This is a genomic window from Pseudomonas sp. NBB (genome assembly GCF_032701105.1).
GTDB classification, from domain to species: domain Bacteria; phylum Pseudomonadota; class Gammaproteobacteria; order Pseudomonadales; family Pseudomonadaceae; genus Aquipseudomonas; species Aquipseudomonas asiatica.
The window spans coordinates 228,907-250,584 of the sequence record NZ_CP103994.1; the positions used below are offsets into that span (position 1 = coordinate 228,907).

14 protein-coding genes are annotated in these 21,678 nt (G+C 63.3%); 4 read left to right on the top strand and 10 right to left on the bottom strand.

What is annotated here, in order from left to right:
• Positions 1-19: 19 nt before the first annotated feature.
• Together gabD and gabT are read left to right on the top strand one after the other, a co-directional pair.
• Entirely contained in the window at positions 20-1,462 is a 1,443-nt protein-coding gene (gene gabD / locus NY023_RS01010) for an NADP-dependent succinate-semialdehyde dehydrogenase (RefSeq protein ID WP_024087986.1), read from the top strand.
• Positions 1,463-1,645: 183 nt separating this feature from the next.
• The gene (gene gabT / locus NY023_RS01015) at positions 1,646-2,923 is read left to right on the top strand and encodes a 4-aminobutyrate--2-oxoglutarate transaminase (protein ID WP_013970423.1); all 1,278 of its coding nucleotides are present in this window, start codon (positions 1,646-1,648) and stop codon (positions 2,921-2,923) included.
• A gap of 66 nt (positions 2,924-2,989) precedes the next feature.
• Here the strand turns inward: gabT and NY023_RS01020 are convergent, their stop codons facing one another.
• Positions 2,990-7,750 carry a dermonecrotic toxin domain-containing protein gene (locus NY023_RS01020; protein ID WP_158308184.1) on the bottom strand — a complete coding sequence of 1,587 codons (4,761 nt, stop codon included), beginning with the start codon at positions 7,748-7,750 and terminating at the stop codon, positions 2,990-2,992.
• 244 nt (positions 7,751-7,994) lie between these two features.
• On the opposite strand from NY023_RS01020, the gene NY023_RS01025 reads away from it, so the two are divergent.
• The gene (locus NY023_RS01025) at positions 7,995-9,227 is read left to right on the top strand and encodes a response regulator (protein ID WP_024087988.1); all 1,233 of its coding nucleotides are present in this window, start codon (positions 7,995-7,997) and stop codon (positions 9,225-9,227) included.
• A gap of 214 nt (positions 9,228-9,441) precedes the next feature.
• Here NY023_RS01025 and NY023_RS01030 read toward each other — a convergent pair whose 3' ends face one another.
• Both NY023_RS01030 and desA read right to left on the bottom strand, forming a co-directional pair.
• Positions 9,442-10,470: a GGDEF domain-containing protein gene (locus tag NY023_RS01030; protein WP_013970426.1), complete on the bottom strand. Its 1,029-nt coding sequence runs from the start codon at positions 10,468-10,470 to the stop codon at positions 9,442-9,444.
• Between the two features lie 101 nt (positions 10,471-10,571).
• Complete coding sequence (desA, locus tag NY023_RS01035) at positions 10,572-11,756, bottom strand: delta-9 fatty acid desaturase DesA (protein ID WP_013970427.1); 1,185 nt, start codon at positions 11,754-11,756, stop codon at positions 10,572-10,574.
• Positions 11,757-11,902: 146 nt separating this feature from the next.
• Between desA and dibA the strand changes: the two genes are divergently transcribed.
• Positions 11,903-13,798 (top strand): phosphodiesterase DibA, encoded by a 1,896-nt coding sequence (dibA, locus tag NY023_RS01040; protein ID WP_024087991.1) that lies wholly within the window; start codon positions 11,903-11,905, stop codon positions 13,796-13,798.
• A 93-nt stretch (positions 13,799-13,891) separates the two neighbouring features.
• Here the strand turns inward: dibA and NY023_RS01045 are convergent, their stop codons facing one another.
• The 7 genes from NY023_RS01045 to NY023_RS01075 form a co-directional block, all read right to left on the bottom strand.
• Positions 13,892-14,536 (bottom strand): methionine ABC transporter permease, encoded by a 645-nt coding sequence (locus tag NY023_RS01045; RefSeq protein WP_008096606.1) that lies wholly within the window; start codon positions 14,534-14,536, stop codon positions 13,892-13,894.
• A complete protein-coding gene (locus tag NY023_RS01050) occupies positions 14,526-15,635 on the bottom strand; it encodes a methionine ABC transporter ATP-binding protein (protein ID WP_013970429.1) in 1,110 nt (369 codons plus the stop codon). Before NY023_RS01050 ends, NY023_RS01045 begins: the two co-directional genes overlap by 11 nt.
• 1 nt (position 15,636) lies before the next feature.
• A complete protein-coding gene (locus NY023_RS01055; RefSeq protein ID WP_013970430.1) occupies positions 15,637-16,437 on the bottom strand; it encodes a MetQ/NlpA family ABC transporter substrate-binding protein in 801 nt (266 codons plus the stop codon).
• Complete coding sequence (locus NY023_RS01060) at positions 16,430-17,821, bottom strand: LLM class flavin-dependent oxidoreductase (RefSeq protein ID WP_013970431.1); 1,392 nt, start codon at positions 17,819-17,821, stop codon at positions 16,430-16,432. Before NY023_RS01060 ends, NY023_RS01055 begins: the two co-directional genes overlap by 8 nt.
• Positions 17,821-19,002, bottom strand: coding sequence for an SfnB family sulfur acquisition oxidoreductase (locus NY023_RS01065; RefSeq protein WP_013970432.1), 1,182 nt, complete (start codon positions 19,000-19,002; stop codon positions 17,821-17,823). The genes NY023_RS01060 and NY023_RS01065 overlap by 1 nt, the downstream gene beginning before the upstream one ends.
• Positions 19,003-19,153: 151 nt before the next feature.
• The gene (locus NY023_RS01070) at positions 19,154-20,395 is read right to left on the bottom strand and encodes an SfnB family sulfur acquisition oxidoreductase (RefSeq protein ID WP_013970433.1); all 1,242 of its coding nucleotides are present in this window, start codon (positions 20,393-20,395) and stop codon (positions 19,154-19,156) included.
• A 319-nt stretch (positions 20,396-20,714) separates the two neighbouring features.
• Positions 20,715-21,662, bottom strand: coding sequence for an IS110 family transposase (locus NY023_RS01075; RefSeq protein ID WP_038408539.1), 948 nt, complete (start codon positions 21,660-21,662; stop codon positions 20,715-20,717).
• Positions 21,663-21,678 lie beyond the last annotated feature (16 nt).

Here is a 21,678-nt window from a genome sequence, read left to right on the forward strand (position 1 = left end):
AACAATTCGGGAAGCCGACATGCAGCTCAAAGACGCTCAGTTGTTCCGCCAGCAAGCCTACATCAATGGTGAGTGGCTGGATGCGGACAATGGCCAGACCATCAAGGTGACCAACCCGGCCACCGGTGAAGTCATCGGTACAGTGCCGAAGATGGGCACCGCGGAAACCCGCCGCGCCATCGAAGCCGCCGACAAGGCCCTGCCGGCCTGGCGTGCACTGACCGCCAAGGAGCGTTCGGCCAAGCTGCGTCGCTGGTTCGAACTGATGATCGAGAACCAGGACGACCTGGCTCGCCTGATGACCACCGAACAAGGCAAGCCACTGGCCGAAGCCAAGGGCGAAATCGCCTATGCTGCCTCGTTCATCGAGTGGTTCGCCGAAGAAGCCAAGCGCGTCTACGGTGACACCATCCCTGGCCATCAGCCAGACAAGCGCCTGATCGTCATCAAGCAGCCAATCGGCGTTACCGCGGCCATCACCCCGTGGAACTTCCCGGCCGCCATGATCACCCGTAAAGCCGGCCCGGCCCTGGCCGCTGGCTGCACCATGGTGCTCAAGCCTGCTTCGCAGACCCCGTACTCCGCCCTGGCCCTGGTCGAGCTGGCCCACCGCGCCGGCATCCCGGCTGGCGTGCTGAGCGTGGTTACCGGCAGCGCTGGCGAAGTCGGCGGCGAGCTGACCGGCAACTCCCTGGTACGCAAGCTGTCCTTCACCGGCTCGACCGAAATCGGTCGCCAGCTGATGGAAGAATGCGCCAAGGACATCAAGAAGGTTTCCCTGGAGCTGGGTGGCAACGCCCCGTTCATCGTGTTCGACGACGCCGACCTGGACAAGGCGGTCGAGGGCGCGATCATCTCCAAGTACCGCAACAACGGCCAGACCTGCGTCTGCGCCAACCGTATCTACGTACAGGACGGCGTCTACGACGCGTTCGCCGAGAAGCTGGCCGCCGCAGTGGCCAAGCTGAAGATCGGTAACGGCCTGGAAGACGGCACCACCACCGGTCCGCTGATCGATGGCAAGGCTGTGGCCAAGGTCCAGGAACACATCGAAGACGCCGTTGGCAAAGGCGCCAAGGTGCTGGCCGGTGGCAAGATCATCGAAGGCAACTTCTTCGAGCCGACCATCCTGGTCGACGTGCCGAAGACCGCAGCTGTCGCCAAGGAAGAGACCTTCGGCCCACTGGCGCCGCTGTTCCGCTTCAAGGACGAAGCCGAAGTCATCGCCATGTCCAACGACACCGAGTTCGGCCTGGCCTCGTACTTCTACGCCCGCGACATGAGCCGTGTGTTCCGTGTTGCCGAAGCCCTGGAATACGGCATGGTGGGTATCAACACCGGCCTGATCTCCAACGAAGTGGCACCTTTCGGCGGCATCAAGGCTTCGGGCCTGGGCCGTGAAGGTTCCAAGTACGGTATCGAGGACTACCTCGAAATCAAATACCTGTGCATCAGCGTCTGATCGCACGGTAACGGCTTTACCTCTGCCAGCGGGGCGCGAGAGCGACGTCTCGCTGGCCTTTTTGACATCGCAGTACCTGGTGGCCAGGGCGTTCACGGCAGTCGATCAACGAATACTGTTCGCGGGCTCACCCAGCCACCCCCGAATAAAAGCGCCACTCCAAACCGGCGCAATGAGGGCATTATGAGCAAGACCAACGAATCCTTGATGCAACGTCGTGTAGCTGCCGTCCCACGTGGCGTTGGCCAGATCCACCCGATCTTCGTCGACACCGCGAAGAACTCGACCGTGATCGACGTTGAAGGCCGCGAACTGATCGACTTCGCCGGCGGCATCGCAGTACTGAACACCGGCCACCTGCACCCGAAAGTGGTTGCGGCCGTGCAAGATCAGCTGACCAAGGTCAGCCACACCTGCTTCCAGGTGCTGGCCTACGAACCCTATGTAGAGCTGTGCGAAAAGATCAACAAGCTGGTACCAGGCGACTTCGACAAGAAGACCCTGCTGGTCACCACCGGCTCCGAAGCCGTTGAAAACGCCGTCAAGATCGCCCGTGCCGCCACTGGCCGTGCTGGCGTCATCGCCTTCACCGGCGGCTACCACGGCCGTACCATGATGACCCTGGGCCTGACCGGCAAGGTCGTACCGTACTCCGCTGGCATGGGCCTGATGCCAGGCGGCATCTTCCGCGCCCTGTTCCCGAGCGAACTGCACGGTATCAGCGTTGACGACGCCATCGCCTCGGTCGAGCGCATCTTCAAGAACGACGCCGAGCCGCGCGATATCGCCGCGATCATCCTCGAGCCGGTACAAGGCGAAGGCGGCTTCCTGCCAGCGCCGAAAGAGCTGATGCAGCGCCTGCGCGCCCTGTGCGACCAGCACGGCATCCTGCTGATCGCCGACGAAGTGCAGACTGGCGCTGGCCGTACCGGCACCTTCTTCGCCATGGAGCAGATGGGCGTTGCGCCTGACCTGACCACCTTCGCCAAGTCCATCGCTGGCGGCTTCCCGCTGGCCGGTGTGTGCGGCAAGGCCGAGTACATGGACGCCATCGCCCCGGGCGGCCTGGGCGGTACCTACGCCGGTTCGCCGATCGCTTGCGCCGCGGCCCTGGCCGTGATCGAAGTGTTCGAAGAAGAAAAACTGCTGGACCGCAGCAAGGCTGTGGGTGAGCGCCTGACCACTGGCCTGCGCGAAATCCAGAAGAAGCACCCGATCATCGGCGACGTCCGTGGTCTGGGCTCGATGATTGCCGTCGAAGTGTTCGAGAAAGGCACTCACACCCCGAACGCTGCTGCTGTTGGCCAGGTTGTGGCCAAGGCACGTGAGAAGGGTCTGATCCTGCTGTCTTGCGGCACCTACGGCAACGTCCTGCGTATCCTGGTTCCGCTGACCGCCGAAGACGCACTGCTGGACAAAGGCCTGGCCATCATCGAAGAGTGCTTCGCCGAACTGGCGTGATCGCTGATTCGCCCCAGTAAGAAAACCGCCCGGGCAATGCCCGGGCGGTTTTTTTTCGCCTGGTGTTCAGGTGTCGGAGGATGCCCAGACTGCGCTTGGGAAGAAGCGCTCGACCAAGTCGTCGTTTTTCAGCATCGCGGCATACTCGTCGCGCTTGAAGGGGTTGCCTGTGCGCAGGTCGAATACGGGGTGTTCCACAGGAACCTCGTCTGGGACTTCCTTGAGCTTCACATTGACGAAACGGAAATCGTCACCAACCACTTCGCCGATGTCATCGATCTGGAAGCGGCATCCCGGTGGGAACAGTGTTTCCGCTTCTGTGCTGGACCATGACAGCGGCGCAATGGGGGCGCCGCTGTGGTACTGACCGGCAGGCAGCTCAAAGACCACCGATGTATTGTCGAAACTGCCCGTTATGTTGTCCGCCGATGCGAGCTTATCGGTGGCGAAATCGCGTACGACGTAAGGGTTTTCCGTAAAGGAAGCCAGGTCCGAGTTGACCAGCACATCGCCCTTCTTGAGCTTGCCTTTGCGAAAATGTTCGCCTGAGGTGCTCCTTGAGCCGTGTCCACCCCGATACAGGGGAACCTTGTTGTCCTTGGGCAGGGCTTCCAGCGAGTCGACAAGCTTGTCGACGAAAGTGTCCGAGTCGCAAAACGGGAACTCATGCACGCCGCGGCGCAGGTAGCTGTTGACCTGTGCGTTTTCGTCAGTGTATTGGCCGATCAGGAAGTTCTTGTAGTCGTCGCCATCGTTATAGGTATAGGTGATGCCCTCCTCGGTTTCTAGATGCTCGAACTGATGCTCGTCCATCAGCGGTTCCTCGCCTTCGTTCAGGCGAGCGATATCGGCATCGTCCAGCAGAGCGCGGTGGCGGTCCTCGGCCTGGTTCGCGAGCCGCTCTCTTTGCGTCTTGTCCGGTTTCATGCAGGTATCCCAGAAGCTCGAACGGTCGCTGCGCAGGGGTACAGCAGTGTCGCCACCTGCCGCGGCGGGCGTTTCGGTTTCGGGCGTGGTCGGGGGTTTGGGCGTGGTGACCTGGCCGTTGTCGCCAGGGTTTCCGCCACGCAGCCCCCCGGCGTCGGCACGCTTCCAGGTGCCGTCGGCCTGGCGCACCACTGGCTGGCGTCCGAAGAAGGCGAAGGGGTTGTCCGGGTCGATGATCGCCCATTGGCTGGTGTGGGGGTCGAACTGTACCTGGAACACCCGGTCGTCGATCTTCACATACGGGCGGTCATTGACCAGGGTGATGCCTTGCGCGTGTGCATTTCCGGCCGGGGTACCACTTTCCAGCGAGATGTTGACGGCGTACCTCTCGGGCGCTGCTGTAGCCGATGCACTGCCGATGCTTTCCACCGGCGTCCAGTCGCCAAGCTTGTCCTGCAGGGCATAATGTCCGGTATCGATCAGTTCACCGCTTTCGCTGCGCCGGGCTACCCGCGCCAATCCTTTTGGGGAAGGGGTGCCGATCAGCAGGGGTTGGCCGTTGAGCTCCACGGTCTTGAGTTCGCGCTCGGTGAGCCCGCGCAATGCCTTTTTCGTCTCTGCCCAGCGTCGCGGTTGGCTGGGGAGTCGCTCGGCATTGCGCAGCAGACCGCCGAAGCCTTTCAGGCCATGCGTCAGGTCGCCATAGGCACCGGTGGCATTGAGCAGGGAGGACAACAGATACAGGCTTGCGCTGCCGGCATCCCGGTTGATGAAAGTGCTCAGCGCTGCCACGTAATCGCGCAGGGCAAGGACGGCCCCCACCGCGAACGCAGCAGGAGGCAGGGGCAGCGTCACGACCTGGACAACCGTTTCCAGCGTGTTCCAGACAATGCTTGCGATCATGTCGGCCCGGCCCTTGCTGACATCGCGCACATCGACGATACGTTGTTGCAGCGGCTCGTTGTAGCACAAGGTGCGTAGGTCGTCCGCCGGCGCTTCAGGCAAGGTCGGTACCAGGCTCGGGCCGCCCTCGCTAAGGTCCCTGAACAGGAAACTCAGCAGTTGCCCGGCTTGCCTGCGGCTGCGGTCCTTGTAGTAGTCGATCATGCCAGGGGTCTTGAGCGACTGTACAAAGTTGCCGAAAGGCCGGAAGGCGATACCATCGGCCGCCGCGGGGGTGTAGAGCAGCGTCTGCGCGTCTTGCCCTCCAGGCGGTTTGAGCAAGTAGCAGCCGTGGATGACTTCTTCACGATAGGGCGGCGTCTTGCCCATGATCCGATACAGTTCGTTGAACAACTTGCCGACTATCGGCTCGTCGGCCAGGAACTCATTGTCGATACGCACCACCAATCGGTAGAACGCATGACGTTCCCGATCCGCGCTAGTGGTGCGGTGCATGCTGTGGATGCTCGCCAGCACCCAGGCGTACTGGTCCGCATCCAGGTGCCCTTGCAACAGGCTGCGCAGCGCCGCCTGCTGCATCTGCAGCTGTACGATCAGCACGCTGTGCCGACGGCGCCAAGCGTAGCCAGTATGTAACGGCGACAGCAGGGTTTGCTCGATCAGGCTGACGTAGCGATCGGATACCCACAGGCCGCGAATCGAACCTGTGACCGATTGCGGCGTCAACGCCGAGAGGTCGACTCCGGCAGGGCCTTCGAAGGTTGCCGTAGTGTCGGCGGTGGGGTTGAGCAGGCCGAGGCTGTCGTCATAGCCGTTGCGTACCAATTGGGTATAGGTCAGGGTTTCCCTGGGTGACTTGATGACCACGGTGTCAGGGTCGACGTTGACAGCGCCATCCCCGAGCAACTGTTCGAGCCTTTCCTTGGCCTGGGCATGGACATACGCCTCGAAATTGGGCAGCTGGGTGTGTTCAGCCTCGGCATACTGCGAAACGGCAGCCAGGATTTGGTCCTCCAGCCGTGTCAGTTGGCCGCGCTGGGAGGCACTGGCCGTTGCCAGCCAGGTGGGCGTATGCGTGGCGGTGTTGGTCTCGGCTACGTCGATGCGGTTGCGTGTCAGCGCCTTGATCCCTTCCTGGCCGGTGAAACGCACCAGCGTCATGAACTGTTCGTAGGGCTTTGTCAGGCTCGGGACCTGCTGGCGCTGCCGGTGGAAGTCGAGGTACCAGCTGTCCCAATTTTGCGTTTCGGTGCTGGCAGGCTGCTGATGTTCGTTCGGGGATGGTTTGTCGGCGATATTCTTTATCAAGGTTGCGAATGTGGAGCGCTGCTGGGTAGCTACGTTCGTCAGCAGGTAGTCTTGTGTCTTCTTATGGGCGAACCAGCCCACTACTTCGATGAGCAACTGCCGTTCGTTGTCGAAACCCATTACAGGTTTTTTGGGGTGATGCGGGCAGCAGAGCAGCAGGCGCTGCAGGGCACCGTCGGCGCTTTCCTGGCGAACCAGCAGGGCATCGCTCAGTAGGTACTGGTCTGCCAATAGCAGGTTGGCGCTGGACAACCTGTCGTATCCTGTTCCGCTTCCGGCAACGAAGGTCGCAAGGGTCTGTTGGTCTTCGGGCTTGATCTGGCCCTGCAGGCGCGCGCACCAGGCTTGGGCAGCGATCTGCCGCAACAGGGTGGCGTTCATCTGCGCTCGGGCATTCTCATGCTTGTGCGCGGCTTTCTGGGCAGAGGCAAACTTGCCGTGCAGCGCCAGCGTTTCTACTAGCTTGGCGATATAGGCGGGGGTGAGCGTGGCATACGAGTCTGGCAGGGGCTTGCCCTGCCGTTCGAGGCGCGTGCCGATCATGAAGCTCGACATCGGCTGCGCGTCGCCGTCGTGTAGACCTTGCAGCGCAAGCTTCACAAGACTGCGCCGGGTTTCGTAGGGGGCCAGGGTTTCAGGTAACGTACGCTGGGTCACCAACACGATCTGCTGCGGGTCGACCGCCAGGCCCAGGTCATTGGCGATTTTGCTGCGCAGGTGCTTCACCGCGAAGCTTTCGCTGCTGTCGCACCCATCCAGCACACTGAGCAAGGCAGCGCGGCTGTGGTCATACTCCATAAGTGCATTCAGGCACTGATCGGCCTGGTCCGCAGGCGCGTACCGCAACCAGTGGGGCGCCTTGGGCGACGGCGTGAGGGCTTCGTTCAGGATGGCTTCCAGGCTGCTGCCTGGGCCGAGTAGCAGAGGCAGGCGAAGGGCATCTTCGATCCGCCCCGAGCGGGACTCGTCGGTAACTGGCGAGGGCTGCAAAGCGAGCTTGATATCGCTCAGTTGCAGGGCGCGCAGTTGATGGTGCAGTTCGGCGAATGCGTTGCGGTGAATGGGTTCGATCACCCAGTGGCGTTGTTCGTAGGTTTGCACTGCCGAGGCCTGCGTCATCGCGAGGCGCTGTGCACCGGTCAGGGTATCGGTGATGCTGGCCCGTGCCACTGACTTGTTCACCAGCGTGGTCAGTGCCGCAAGAGCCAACGCAGGGGTGGCGAACGCGGCCCATTGCCGGCCCGCCAGCCACAGCAGGGTCGGGCCGCTGTCCAGGCTGAACATCAGGCAGCCATGCAGCGTGGCGGTGTGGTTTGCTGCGATCTTCAAGCCCAAGGTGTTGATTTTCAAGTCGTGCTGAACGAGCGAGGCGGGCAGGCAGGCCGCGTACATCGAGTGGATCGTGCCGGCAGTGACCTGGACCTCGAGCAATTGGCGCAGAGTGGCTTCGATATCCTTTATATGGCACTGGCGGCGAACCAGATCGGTCTTTTCGACCGACTCCCAATAGGCGTGCGTGGCATTCCTGATCGTAAGCAGGGCGCTTGTCGCTTCACTCGCCGTGAGTGCCCGGTCCAGGTTGGCCAGCCCCATGCTGTCCAGCGAGGGGTGCTGCGCAAGGCGTTGGTCGATGCTAGCTCTCAGGGTCGAGAGCGCTTGTCGAGTTGCAGATGAAAGGGTACGCGTCATGGGGCTCCTCTGGCCGTGTCTGCGATACGGCTTTGTCATGTGGAGCACCACTGAAACGGATCATGTTGTGAGCCAGTTGGTAGTTAATGCTCATAGCGGCGCGGTGGCGAACATGAACAAACTGTGAACTGCCCGCCATTGCGGGATTTTTGTGCCAATTCGCTGCAGGGGGCGCTATCGTTAACCGACGGATATGTTTGGAAGCTGCGATGGATCGTGTGCCAGGATCATTCAGGAGTCGCCCATGAGCGCCGCAGACCCCCACCCACCCCGCGTTCTGATCGTCGAAGGCGATCCTTGGGTGCGTGACATGCTCCGTGACATGCTGCTCAGCGTGCGCTGCGATGCCCGGCTGGAGGTCTGTGCCGACGGCACCCAGGCCATGACCGCGCTGTCGAGCAAGCCCGACCTGATCATCGCCGCTCGTGAGCTGTCCGGTGTCGATGGCCTCGATCTGCTACGCAAGGTGCGCGCCAAGCGAGACAACCCCGGCCTGCCGTTCATCCTCATGAGCGAGCGCAGTGATAGCTCCAGTGTGCGAGAAGCGTTGCCCCTGCACCCCACGGCCTACCTGAGCAAGCCGCTGAACCTCGACAACCTGCGCAAGCGCCTGGAAGAGCTGCTGCTGGCCGTTGGCGAACAAGTCGCCTGCCCGGTGCCGTCCTTGCAGCCTGGTGTCAGCTTGCCTGCTTTTCTTGAACAGCGCCGCGCCATCGCCGACGGCGGGCCGCTGTTTGCCGACGTGCAGGTCGCGATCAAACGCGCACTCAACCCCCAGGGCCTGAACCTCAAGGTGCTAGAAGAGGAAGTGGGTAGCGACCCACAGATCACCGCGGTGCTGATTGCCGCTGCCAACAGTGCGGCCATGCACCGCGACGCGCCTGTGCAAACATTGCTACAGGCCTTGAACAAGCTTGGCAGCACCCAGAGCATGAACCTGATCCTGGGCATGACCCTCAAGCGCAGCGCGCGGCTCAGCGACCCGCTGCTGACGCAGCATGCGGCCTATTACTGGGGCCTTTCGCTGCACACTGCCGAATATGGCCGGACCTTGGCGCGCATGTTCGAGCTGGACGAGGGGCGCTGCTATTGCGCGGGGTTGCTGCATTGCCTGGGCGACCTGGCGGTGTTGCGCTGCCTGCAGGAATGGCGGCAGGCCGGGGGTGAGCTGGACGAGGACAAGGTACAGCTGTCGCTCAACGAGTTCGGTGCAGCGTTTGGCTCGGCGTTGCGTACCCGTTGGCGGTTGCCGCTGGCATTGCGCGAGTTGGTCGCGGCCATCTACCAGCTGGGCGGCGGCGTGTATTCACGGGAGATCCTGGCCATGAACCTGGCTGGGCAGCTGTCGCGGCTGCCGCCCGAGCAGGGGCTGGAGAGGCTGGCCAGTGGCAAGACCGCGCGGTTGCTCAAAGTCGGTCTGCCGGAGCTGAGACGGCTGCGCAAGGTGGAGAGCGCCGAAACCAAGCCGACAGCCTAAGTCGTTGAACTCGGCGCAAACCCTGTGGGAGCGGGCTTGTCCCGCGCAGTTTATGGCACCGGCTTTGCCGGTGTTCGCGGCTAAAGCCGCTCCCACAGGGATAGCGTTAGGCTGAAACCTGTGCAGTACCTGTGGGAGCCGGCTTGCCGGCGATGAGGCCGGCCCAGGCAATGCAAGACAGTTGCTCCCACAGGGTGGCGGCGGTCTTGAAGTGTCACCCGCGGACGATCTGGTTCTTGCCCTGCCGCTTGGCCCGGTACATCGCCGCATCGGCCCGGGCATACAGGCTGTCCAGTGCCACATCCTCGTCAGTCAGCCCGGTCAGCCCCTGGCTCACCGTCACCCCGTATGTCTGCTGCCCATGGCTGAAGCTCAAGTGCTGAATCTGCCGCTGCAGGCGCTCGGCAATCTGCTCCGCCATCTGCGCATTGCAGCCCGGGAACACCGCTGCAAACTCCTCGCCGCCAATGCGCCCGAACAGGTCGCCGCGGCGTAGCACGGCCTTGCCGCTGTCGGCGATGCGTTGCAGCACCTGGTCACCTTCCTGGTGGCCGTAGCTGTCGTTGACGTGCTTGAAATCGTCGATGTCCAGCAGCAGGAAGGCCAGCGGCGTGCCGTTTTCGCGGGCGCTGTCGAAGGCTTGCTGGGCGCACTCGAAGAAGTGCCGACGGTTGCTGCTCTGGGTCAGCACGTCGGTAGTGGCCAGGCGCTGCAATTCACCTTCGAGCTGCTTCTTCTCGGTGATGTCCTCGGCGATGCCTACGATGATCACCCGCTCATCATCGCGTTGTTGGTTGATGTAGCACTTGTCGCTCAGCCAGCGCAGCTGGCCGTCGGCCGTGAGGATGCGGTACTCGCGGTCTTCCACCGAGCCCTTGAGCAGCACCTGGGCCAGGCTGCGCTCGGCGAACTCCAGGTCGTCGGGGTAGATGCTGTCGCGCCATTCGTTGTAGTCGGCCATCACCAGGCTGGCCGGGCGGCCGAAAATGCGCTCGTAGGCGGGGCTTACGTACAGCACCTGGCGGGTTTCCCAGTCGAAGGCCCAGAGCACTGCATTGACGCTGTCGAGCAACGAGCTGAACAGCTGCTCGCGCTCGCTCAGGCGGGCAACTTCGCCCTGGGCGTGGAGCAGCGCAAGCAGGGTCTGGGCGGCCTCGGGAGGGGGTGTGCCGGGCAGTGTCGTTGGAATGTTCTTGGCCATGTGCACGGAGCAGGTCTCGACAGGAAAGCGTGCGGCCAGCATCCGGCCCGCCACGCGGGGCGATGTGCCGGATTTGAGTGGCAACCAGGGGGTGAAGTTCCGGGCGGCACGCCCCGCCAAGGGGGCGTGCCGATCAACGGCGGTCAGGCGCCGGTCGGGCGCAGGGAGTAGGTCTTGAGCTGTGCCGCGAAGTCGCGCAGAGCGTGAATGCCGCTGCTTTCGGCCTCGTGTACCCAGTCCTTCATGGCGGCCAGCATGTCGTGGCCGTTGGCGCTGGTGCGCGCCCAGATCTGCTGCAGGGCCAGGCGTTTTTCGTAGATGGTCTTCAGCGCCTGGCTGTGGGCGAGCATCCACTCGATGCGCACATGGTGACGGTCTTCCAGCAGGCTGGTCTCGCGCGACAACAGGCGCTTGGCGCGGCGGAAGTGGTGGCGCAGCGAAGCATCGACGCGGGCCAGCTCCTGCTTGACCAGCGGGCCGATTACCAGCTTGCGGTACTGGGCCATGATCTGGAAGCGGTTGTTGAGGATGGCCATGGCGGTGTCCATGTCCAGGCTGGCCTTGCCTGCCACCCGGTGGGCGATGGGCGCCACGCGCTGTACCTTGGCCAGGCGCAGCAGGCAGAACAGGCGGATCCACGCCCAACCCATGTCGAACTCCCAGCGCTTGACCGACAGCTTGGCCGAGTTGGGGTAGGTGTGGTGGTTGTTGTGCAGCTCTTCGCCACCGATGACGATGCCCCACGGCACCAGGTTGGTCGCGGCGTCGCGGCACTCGAAGTTGCGGTAGCCGAGAGCGTGGCCCAGGCCGTTGACCACGCCGGCGGCCCAGAACGGAATCCACATCATCTGCACTGCCCAGATGGTGATGCCGATGGTGCCGAACAGCAGCAGGTCGATTACCGCCATCAGCGCGATGCCGCCCAGCTTGTAGCGCGAGTAGAGGTTGCGCTCGATCCAGTCGTCCGGGCAGTTCTTGCCGTAGATGCGCAGGGTTTCGGGGTTGCGCGCCTCTTCCCGGTAAAGCTCGGCACCCTTGCGCAGCACCGTGCCCAGGCCCTTGTACAGCGGGCTGTGGGGGTCGTCGGGGGTTTCGCATTTGGCGTGGTGCTTGCGGTGGACGGCGGTCCATTCGCGGGTGTTCTGCGCCGTGGTCAGCCACAGCCAGAAACGGAAGAAGTGCTTGAGCGCGCCATTGAGCTCCAGGGCCCGGTGCGCGGAGTAGCGGTGCAGGTAGACCGTGACGCTGACGATGGTCACGTGGGTCATCAGCAGGGTAGTGCCGACCAGTTGCCAGGCCGACAAGTCGAGCAGGCCGTTGTACCACATAGGTGTAAATACCCTCGGAATGCGGGAGGAGGGGCTGATTATCCCTTGGGCAGGAAATAAATACAGTCACCCGTTCAGATAGGAAGTCACGACATGTTTCAGCCTTTATAATGCCCCATCATTTTTCATGGGCAATTGCACCCGACATGTCTGTTTCCGTTCGCGACGCCTTGCGCATGGCTGCGCTGTATGTGGTGCTCTCGATCCTCTGGCTGACGCTGGCCGAGGTGGTGTTGCACGGCATGACCGACGACCCCCTGGCACTGACCGTGGGCCGGCAGATCAACGTGGTGGTCTGGGTGCTGCTGAGCGCCGTGCTGATCTATGTGTCGCGGGTGCGGCTGCTCGACTTCATCGGTGTTGGCGCGCGTATGCGTGGTGAAGACCGTGAACGCCTGCGCATGGCTGCGGCAGTGTTCGACAGCACCCTCGAAGGCGTGCTGGTGACCGACCGCCATGGCCTGATCGTGCACGTCAACCGTGCCTTCATGCGTATCACCGGCTACCAGCAGGACGAGGTCATCGGCCAGCGCCCGAACAAGTTCAAGTCGGGCCGCCATGGCCTGGCGTTCTACCAGCAGATCTTCGCCACGCTGGCGGAAAAGGGCGAGTGGAGCGGCGAAATATGGAACCGGCGCAAGAGCGGTGAAATCTACCCGCAATGGCAGACCATTTGCGCCATCCGCGACGATCAAGGCGAGCTCAGCCATTACGTGGCGGTGTTCAGCGACATCAGCGCGATCAAGCATTCTGAACAGGAACTGGCCTACCTGGCCCACCATGACCCGCTGACAGGCTTGCCCAACCGCCTGCTGTTCAACGACCGGGTCGAGCAGGCGCTGGCCGCAGCCCAGGCCAACAAGCGTGGTTGTGCCCTGCTGTTGCTGGACCTGGACCATTTCCAGAGCATCAACGACGGCCTTGGCCACACCATTGGCGACCAGTTGCTGAAGCTGGTGGGCGAGCGCCTGGCAGAGGTGCTGCGCAGCGGCGTGACCTTGGCGCGCCTGGGGGGCGACGAATTTGGCGTGCTGGCGGAAAACTGCCATGAGGTTGGCCAGGCGGGCAAGCTGGCGCAGGGCATCATCGAGCGCATGCGCGAGCCGTTCCAGTTCGACGGTCACCGCCTGTTCATCAGCGTCAGCGTGGGCATCAGCCTGTTCCCCAGCGATGCCTTGAGTGCCGAGCAGTTGCTGCGCAATGCCGACTCGGCGTTGTACAAGGCCAAGAGCAATGGGCGGGCCTGCTATGCGCTGTACACCGAAGAACTGACCGCTCACGCCCAACACCGGGTCGAGACCGCCGGCGAGCTGCGCCGAGCCTTGGAGCAGGACGAGCTGCGGGTGTTCTACCAGCCGGTGCACGACCTGGCGACCGGCGGCCAGGTCGGCGTCGAAGCCTTGGTGCGTTGGCAGCACCCTCAGCGCGGCCTGGTGCCACCGGGCGAGTTCATCCCGATTGCCGAGCGTACCGGGCTGATTGCCGAGATCGACGCCTGGGTACTGCGCCAGGCGTGTCGGCAGATGGTGCGATGGCAGGGTGAAGGGCGGCAGTTGGCATTCGTGGCGGTGAACATTTCCAGCCGCCTGTTTGGCCAGCACGAGCTGTACCAGCAGGTGGCCGAGGTGCTGGACGACACCGGCCTGGCCCCGGCCTTGCTGGAGCTGGAGGTGACCGAGAGCGCGGTGATGGAGGACCCGGAGGTGGCGCTGGAGCAGTTGCATCGCCTGCGCGAGCTGGGGGTGACCTTGGCTATTGACGACTTTGGCACCGGTTATTCTTCGCTGCTGCGGCTCAAGCGCTTGCCGGTGCAGAAGCTGAAGATCGACCAAGGCTTCGTTGCCGGGTTGCCGCTGGATGAGGACGACATCGCGATCGTTCGGGTGATCATCGCCCTGGCCCGCAGCATGGGCATGCAAGTGCATGCAGAGGGCATCGAGCAGGCCGAGCAGGCCAGCTTCCTGCTGCATGAGCAGTGTCAGCTTGGGCAGGGGTACTGGTTCGGGCGGCCGGTGCCTGCCGGGCATCTTCGCTGGGGTTGAAGGCCCCTTCGCGGGCATGCCCGCTCCCACAGGGATATCGTTGTATTCAAGCCCTGTGCAGTACTTGTGGGAGCGGGCGTGCCCGCGAAGAATTCAGCGCTTGTTCAAGCCTTTCGCCAACCGGTCGCCACCCAGCTGGATCAACGCCACCAACGCCACCAGCATGGCAATCACGGTCAGCATGATCTGGCTGTCGAAGCGCTGGTAGCCATAGCGGTAGGCGATATCCCCCAAGCCCCCGGCACCGATCGCTCCGGCCATGGCCGAGGAGTTGATCAGGGTCACCAGGGTAATGGTGAAGCCCCCGACAATTCCCGGCAGCGCCTCGGGCAGCAGCACGTGCCAGACGATGTGCCAGCGCCGGCAGCCCATGGCCTGTGCAGCCTCCACCAGGCCGTGGTCGACTTCGCGCAGGCTGACCTCGGCAATCCGCGCGAAGAACGGCGTGGCGGCAATGGTCAGTGGCACCACTGCCGCCCACACGCCATACGTGGTACCCACTACCAAGCGGGTGAAGGGGATCAGCGCGACCATCAGGATCAGGAACGGGATCGAGCGGAACAGGTTGACGAATGCACCCAGCACCCGGTTCAGCAGCGGCGCCTCGAAGATCCCACCCTTGTCGCTGGTGACCAGCAGCACCGCCATCGGTACGCCTACCAGCAGGGCGATCAGCGACGACACGCCGACCATCAGCAGGGTATCGAGCAAACCTTCCAGCAGGCGATCAAACCACATGGCCCAGTACCTCCACGTCCTCGGCCCAGCGGCGGGCGCGCTCCAGCAATTGATGGGTGTCGTGCGTTGAGTGCTGCACCGACAGGATCAGCTGCCCCAGGGCATGCTCGCCAATGGTTTCCACACCGCCCTGCAGCAGGCGCACGCGGCCGCCAAGTTCGTTGAACAGGGCAGACAGTTCGGGTTCGCCGAGCAGGGTCAGCCTCAGCACCACGGCACTGTCGCGGCTTGCCGGGCTGGCCCGCAGGCTGGCTTGCAGCGCGGCTGGCAACCTGGCTTGCAACGGTGCCAGCAGAGTACGGGTGACTTCGTGGCGTGGTGAGCCAAACACCCGCCAGACCTCACCCTGCTCGACCACTTCTCCACGTTCAAGCACCACCACCCGGTGGCAGATATCGCGGATTACCGCCATCTCGTGGGTGATCAGCACGATGGTCAGGCCCAGGCGCTGGTTGATGTCGCGCAGCAGTTCGAGAATGGAAGCAGTGGTCTCCGGGTCCAGCGCCGAGGTGGCCTCGTCGCACAGCAGGATCTCGGGGTCATGCACCAACGCCCTGGCAATGCCCACGCGCTGCTTCTGCCCGCCGGACAGCTGCGCCGGGTACACGTGGTGCTTTTCCCGCAGGCCCACCAGCTCCAGCAGTTCGCGTACCTTGCACTGGCGCTCCGCCTTGGCCACGCCGGCCACCTTGAGGGGCAGCTCGACGTTCTGCCACACGGTCTTGGCCGACATCAGGTTGAAATGCTGGAAGATCATGCCGATACGCCGGCGCAGGGCTACCAGGTGCTCCTCGTCGAAGGGCGCGATGTCCACCTGGTCGATCAGCACCCGCCCCTGGCTGGGTTGCTCCAGGCGGTTGATGGTACGCAGCAGCGATGACTTGCCGGCGCCGCTGCGGCCGATGATGCCGAAGATCTCGCCATGGCGGATGTTCAGGTCGATGCCTTGCAAGGCCGGTTGCGCCTGGCCCGGGTAGGTCTTGCCCAGGCCGATGAAGCGCACATGGGCTTCATTGACCTCCGGGCGCAAGGCCTGCTCCCTGGCCGTTGGCGGCAGTGGTTGTGCGGTGGGCGCCCGCAGCGCGCTGGCCTGGCTCATGTCAGCCCTCCCAACCGGCCTGGTAGAGGTTGCCGTGGGCTTTGTCCAAGGCTGCGCGCACCACTGGCGAGTGCTGGTAGATGTCGACGAACTTGGCCAGGCGTGGGTCGTCCTTGCTTTGCGGTCGAATGACGAACTGGATCACGTATTCCTTGTTCTCCAGGCCGTCGAACAGCAGTGCGGAGCCGGCGTCGAAGCTGTTGGCCAGGCGGATGTAGGCCGGGTAGCCCTGCACCAGGTCGGCGTCGTCATAGGCGCGAACCAGCTGTACGGCCTCGACCTGAAGGATCTTCAGTTTTTTCGGGTTGGCGACGATATCGTCCTCGGTGGCCTTGTAGCCGACCCCCGGCTTGAGAGTGATCAGCCCGGCCTTGGCCAGCAGCTGCAGGCCACGGCCGCTGTTGATCGGGTCGTTGGCGATGACCACGCTGGCGCCTTCGGGCAGGTCGGCGAAGCTCTTGTACTTTTTCGAGTACAGGCCGACGTTGTTGATGATGCCCGGGGCGTAGGGCACCAGGTTGAAGCCCGCAGCCGCCTTGGCGTTTTCCAGGAACGGGATGTGCTGGAAGTAGTTCACATCGATGTCGCCGCTGTTGAGGCTGACATTGGGTGCGATCCAGTCGCTGAACTCGACCAGCTTCACTTCCAGGCCTTGCTTGTGCGCTTCTTCCACTGCGGCTTCCAGCGGGATGGCAAAGGCCGAGGTGGTGCCGATCTTCAGCGGTTCGGCAGCCAGCGCGCTGGCGGACAGGCCGAGGGTGAGGGCAATGGCCGCGACGGGCCGGAACAGTTTATCAAGCATGGTGCAGGGCTCCAGTCGGGGCAGGGGTAGAGGTAAAGCGGTAAGCCGAGCCAGGGTGGTCGGCGGGCAAATGCGGGTGGTCGGCCTGGAACAGTTTCTCGCGCAGGGTGCCTTCGGCGTAGGCGGTCTTGTAGCGGCCACGCTGTTGCAACTGCGGGATGACCAGGTCGATGAAGTCCTCGAAGCTTTCCGGGGTTACGGTGCGGGTCAGGTTGAAACCGTCCAGGCCGGTTTCATCGACCCAGGCGATCAGCTGTTCGGCCACCTGCTCGGGCGCGCCGACCAGGGTCACGTAACGGCCACCCAGGGCGTGCTGCTGCAGCAGGCGCCGTCGGGTCCAGGCGTTGTCCTGCAACTGGCGCGTGGCCGACTGGATGGCGTTGCCCTGGCTGAAGGCAATCGGCTCGTCCAGGGCGTAGGCGGCGAAGTCGATGCCGGTGGACGCTGCGAAGTGCGCGACCCCGGCCTCGGCGCTGGCATGGCGCAGGTACTCGGCATGCTTGGCCTGGGCCTGCTGCTCGGTGGCGGCGACAATCACCGTGATGCCCATGAACACCTTGACCGCTTGCGGGTCGCGGCCAGCGGCTTGGGCGGCGGCGCGCACCTTGTCGACCTGGGCGCGGGTGGCGGCCTTGTCCTGGCCACTGATGAACACGCATTCGGCATGGTTGCCGGCGAAGGCCAGGCCACGCTGCGAGCTGCCGGCCTGGAACAGTACCGGAGTACGTTGCGGCGAGGGCTCGGACAAGTGGTAGCCGTCGACCTTGTAGAACTCGCCCTGGTGGTTGACCTTGCGCACCCTGTCGGGCCTGGCATAGACGCGCTGCTGGCGGTCGGCGACCACGGCATCGTCAGCCCAGCTGCCTTCCAGCAGCTTGTACAGCACCTGCAGGTACTCGTCGGCCTGGTCGTAGCGGCGGTCATGCTCGGGTTGCTGCGCTAGGCCCATGGCCCGGGCGGCGCTGTCGAGGTAGCCGGTGACGATGTTCCAGCCCACCCGGCCATGGCTCAGGTGGTCCAGGGTGGAAAGGCGCCGGGCGAACAGGTACGGCGCTTCGTAGGTGAGGTTGGCGGTAAGGCCGAAGCCCAGGTGGCGGGTGACGGCGGCCATGGCCGAGACCAGCAGCAGCGGGTCGTTGACCGGCATCTGGATCGACTCCTTGAGGGTGACGTCCAGCGACTGGCCGTAGATGTCGTAGGTGCCGACGATGTCGGCGATGAAAAGCCCGTCGAACAAGCCGCGCTCCAGCAGCCGCGCCAGACTGGTCCAGTAGTCCAGGGTCTTGTACTGGGTCGAGGTGTCCCGTGGGTGGGTCCACAGGCCGTGGTTGATGTGCCCGATGCAGTTCATGTTGAAAGCATTGAGCAGGATCTGCTTGGCCATCAGATGGTCCCCCGGCGTGGTGGGTTGGCATCATTGAGGTAGTAGTTGCCGATGGCGTGGTACTTCCAGCGCACCGGGTCGTGCAGGGTGTGCACGCGGGCGTTGCGCCAGTGGCGGTCAAGGTTGTGTTCGGCCAGTGTGGCCTGGCTGCCGCCCAGTTCGAACAGGGTGGTGCCGGCCGCGAGGGAAATCTCGGTGCTGATGGCGCGGGCCTCGGCCACCGCGATGGACGCGGCGGCCACGTTTTCGGCAGTGCTGTCGTCGCGGGCGCGGTCCAGATATTCGCCCGCGCGCTCCAGCAAGGCTTCGGCGGCGTGCAGACGGATCGCCAGATGGCCGAAACTCTTCAGCGTCAGCGGGTCATCGCTGGCCTTGTCCAGGCCGGAGTCGACCCAGGGGCGGCTGCGGGTGCGCACGAAGTGCAGGGCATCTTCGTATGCGGCGCGGGCGATGCCGGTATCGATGGCGGCATGAAGGATCTGCGCCAGCGGGCCGACCGGGGTGGGGCGTTCGAAGGCGCTCTGGAACGGCACCACGTCGGCGGCACTGACATACACGTTATCGAACACCACCGAGCCGCTGCCGGTGGTGCGCTGGCCGAAGCCGCTCCAGTCGTCGATCACCTGCAGGCCCTGGCTGTCGGCCGGGACGAAGGCCAGGTGCTGCACGCCCTGTTCATCGACCACCGAGGTGGGAATGCGCTGGGCGTAGATGGCGCCGGTGGAGTAGAACTTGCGGCCGTTGATGCGAAAACCATCGCCGTCGCGGGACAGGCGCGTGGTGCGGTCGTTGGCGGTCTTGGTGCCCAGTTCGGCCAGGGCGTTGCCGAAGCGGTTGCCCGCCAGTACTTCGGCGTACAAGCGCTGTTGCTGTTCGGGTGTGCCGTTTACCCGCAGCACTTCCAGGCCGTAGAAATGGTTTTGCGGGATCTGCCCTAGCGAGCCGTCGGCCTGGGCGATGCGGGCGATTACCTTGGCCAGGGTGATGTTGGACACGCCGGCGCCGCCGAAGGCCTTGGGTACGCTGATGGCCCACAGGCCGGAGCGAGTGAACAGTTCCAGTTCGGCGTGCGGCAGACGGCGCTCGCGGTCGCGCAGGGCGCTGTCGCGGCGCAGGTGTCGGGCGACTTCTTCGGCGACGTTCAGGGCCTGGGTGTCGCTGGTGATGATTGCTGTCGTCATATTGCTCTCCGGGACCCTAGGGGCCGCTTCGCGCCCCAATCGCCGGCAAGCCAGCTCCCACATGGACCGCACAGGTCTTGAAGGCAGTGCAGGAACTGTGGGAGCTGGCTTGCCGGCGATTGGGCTGCAAAGCAGCCCCAAGGCCCTCAAGTCAGATCCAGGAATGCCGTGCAGGCAAGGTGCCGTTGAGGTGGTAAGCGCCAACCGCGTGGTACTTCCAGCGCACCGGGTCATGCAGGGTGTGCACCCGGGCATTGCGCCAGTGGCGGTCGAGGTTGAACTCGGCGAGGGTGGCGCGGCTACCGGCCAGCTCGAACAGCTTTTCGCTGGCCTGCAGGGCAATCTCGGTGGTCAGTACCTTGGCCTCGGCCACAGCGATCGAGGCCCGCGCTGCGCTTGCTGCATCGATCGGCTCGGCGTTGACCTCGTCGAGGACCCGCGCGGCCTTGCGCAGCAGGGCTTCGGCGGCGTGCAGCTCGAGCTTCAGGCGGCCGATGTCGGCGATTACGTAAGGGTCGTCGCTGGCGCGGTCGACCTTGGCTTCGATCCATGGCCGGGCCTTTTCGCGCACGAAGCTGATGGCGTCCTTGATCGCTGCTTCGGCAATGCCAGCATCGATCGCCGCCTGGATCAGCTGCGAGGCAGCGCCCTGGATGTTGGGAATGTCGCGCTGGCGCCAGTTGTCGATCACCAGGTCGGCATCCACCGGGACCTGGTCGAGCAGCACGGTGCCGCTTGCAGTGGTGCGCTGCCCGAAACCGGACCAGTCATCGACGATGCGCAGCCCCGGGCTGCCTCGGCGGACGAATGCCAGGCGCTGGCGACCTTTGTCGTCCAGTGCCTTGACCGCAACCCAGTGGGCGAACAGGGCGCCGGTGGAATAGAACTTCTCGCCGCTGATGCGATAGCTGTCGCCGACGCGGGTGATCCTGGCCTTGAGGGTCAGGGTGTCCTTGGTGCTGCGTTCGGGGCCGGCATTGCCGATGCGCCAGCCATCGAGCACGCTGCGGAAGATCACCGCCTGCTGCGCCTCGGTGGCAGTCAGGCGCAGCAGTTGCAGCATGCCGAACTGGTTCTGCGGGATTTGCCCCAGGGCCGGGTCGGCGGCGCTGATGAGGCGGAACACTTCAGCCACGGTCTCGAATGACACCTCCGGGCCGCCATGTGCCTTGGGTACGCAGATGCTGCCAAGCCCGCTGCGGGTGAACAGTTCGATCTCGGCCCATGGCAGTTTGCGTTGCTGGTCGCGGCGGGCGGCCTGCTCGCGGGCGACCTCGGCCAGTTCGCGGGCTGCTTGCAAGGCTTCGGCGTCGTTGCGTAGAACCTTGGCCGGCAGCAGCAGGGGCGAGCTGTCGAGATCGCTGTGGAATTGGGTATCGGGTTGGCTGGACATCAGTACCGCTCCTTGGCTGCACTCAATGCCCTGGCGTTCCGCACTGGGGTGATCGTGATCCTGACCATTCCTGACCTCGCAAATGAATTGTGTCGCTAACAGCTGATCGCGACAGATGTGTGCTGGTCCGGTGGTCCGGTTTATATACCCTAATGCTTTATAAAAAGTTTATGAACTAACTCTTTGGAATATATATAGAAGGAGGGATTTGCTGTGGATGTACTGGCCCTATCGCCGGCAAGCCAGCTCCCACAGGACGCCACAGGTTTTGATTACTGTGGGGTATCTGTGGGAGATTCTATGGTTTTAGGGAAGTTTTTTAAGCGGCTTTTGACCGATACTCATCTCCGCTTTTCAGTAGGGCAAATACTACTCGCGCCAATTTGCGTGCGAGCATGACAAGCGATGCTGTCGTGCTAAAACCACGTGCCAGGCGCTCTTCGTAGTACGATTTCCATACTGCCGTGCGGCATGCCGACATGGCTGCGTTGTGAAGGAGGCGTCGAGCTTCGGGGTCTCCTCGCTTCGTGAGCTTGGATTGCCCTTTTTTCTGCCCCGACTGCGCAATCCTCAGATCCATACCCAAAAAGGCGATAAACGCATCACCCCCGCTGAAGTTGCCACGCTGAAACGTCGCAGTCAGGCGTGCAGCCGTTAGAAAACCAATCCCCTCGACCTTCATGCAGCGCTTTACCTGAGGCATCAGTCCGGCCTTTTCCAGCAGACCCTTGATCATCTTCTCCACCAGCAGCTCAAGCCGCTGCATCGCACGCAGATGTGTCTTGAAGGCGGCTCTAAGTAGCGGTTCATTAGCCCATCCCTGAGACAGGCTGGTTCGTGCCTGGACCAGTCCCGCACGTCGCCGAAACAGGCTCAGAAGTTGTCGATAGATAGCCGGTGGCGGCGCCCAAGGCGTAAGGTCCTGTCCTTCGTTCTTCAGATAGCGGGCCAACAGCTGGGCATCAATTGCATCTGTCTTAGCGCGTACGTTGACGCCTTTGCGGTAATGGCTCAGGGCGTAACCATCTACCACGTAGATCGTATGCCCAAACTCAAAGGCCAGATCCGTAAACAGAACGTGATAGATGTTGGTCGCTTCGATGGCCACGGACATCGCACCCGAGAGGCCTTTGAGCCATTTCTTAATAGCTGCTTTGGTATTGGGGATTGCTATGAGCTCTGCTGATTCATCGTCCCAGATGACCAGTTCCGCTTTGGCCACATCCACGCCAATCAGCCGCTTTGAATCAGCAACCACCATTGCCATGAGCAACTCTCCTCGA

Coding starts and splice junctions, on each gene's coding strand:
- NY023_RS01020 (WP_158308184.1), bottom strand. CDS start 7,750: ATGACGCGTACCCTTTCATCTGCAACTCGACAAGCGCTCTCGACCCTG.
- NY023_RS01055 (WP_013970430.1), bottom strand. CDS start 16,437: ATGCTTGATAAACTGTTCCGGCCCGTCGCGGCCATTGCCCTCACCCTC.
- NY023_RS01075 (WP_038408539.1), bottom strand. CDS start 21,662: ATGGCAATGGTGGTTGCTGATTCAAAGCGGCTGATTGGCGTGGATGTG.
- NY023_RS01070 (WP_013970433.1), bottom strand. CDS start 20,395: ATGTCCAGCCAACCCGATACCCAATTCCACAGCGATCTCGACAGCTCG.
- desA (WP_013970427.1), bottom strand. CDS start 11,756: ATGTGGTACAACGGCCTGCTCGACTTGTCGGCCTGGCAACTGGTCGGC.
- NY023_RS01060 (WP_013970431.1), bottom strand. CDS start 17,821: ATGGCCAAGCAGATCCTGCTCAATGCTTTCAACATGAACTGCATCGGG.
- NY023_RS01065 (WP_013970432.1), bottom strand. CDS start 19,002: ATGACGACAGCAATCATCACCAGCGACACCCAGGCCCTGAACGTCGCC.
- dibA (WP_024087991.1), top strand. CDS start 11,903: ATGTCTGTTTCCGTTCGCGACGCCTTGCGCATGGCTGCGCTGTATGTG.
- NY023_RS01050 (WP_013970429.1), bottom strand. CDS start 15,635: ATGAGCCAGGCCAGCGCGCTGCGGGCGCCCACCGCACAACCACTGCCG.
- NY023_RS01045 (WP_008096606.1), bottom strand. CDS start 14,536: ATGTGGTTTGATCGCCTGCTGGAAGGTTTGCTCGATACCCTGCTGATG.
- gabD (WP_024087986.1), top strand. CDS start 20: ATGCAGCTCAAAGACGCTCAGTTGTTCCGCCAGCAAGCCTACATCAAT.
- NY023_RS01025 (WP_024087988.1), top strand. CDS start 7,995: ATGAGCGCCGCAGACCCCCACCCACCCCGCGTTCTGATCGTCGAAGGC.
- NY023_RS01030 (WP_013970426.1), bottom strand. CDS start 10,470: ATGCTGGCCGCACGCTTTCCTGTCGAGACCTGCTCCGTGCACATGGCC.
- gabT (WP_013970423.1), top strand. CDS start 1,646: ATGAGCAAGACCAACGAATCCTTGATGCAACGTCGTGTAGCTGCCGTC.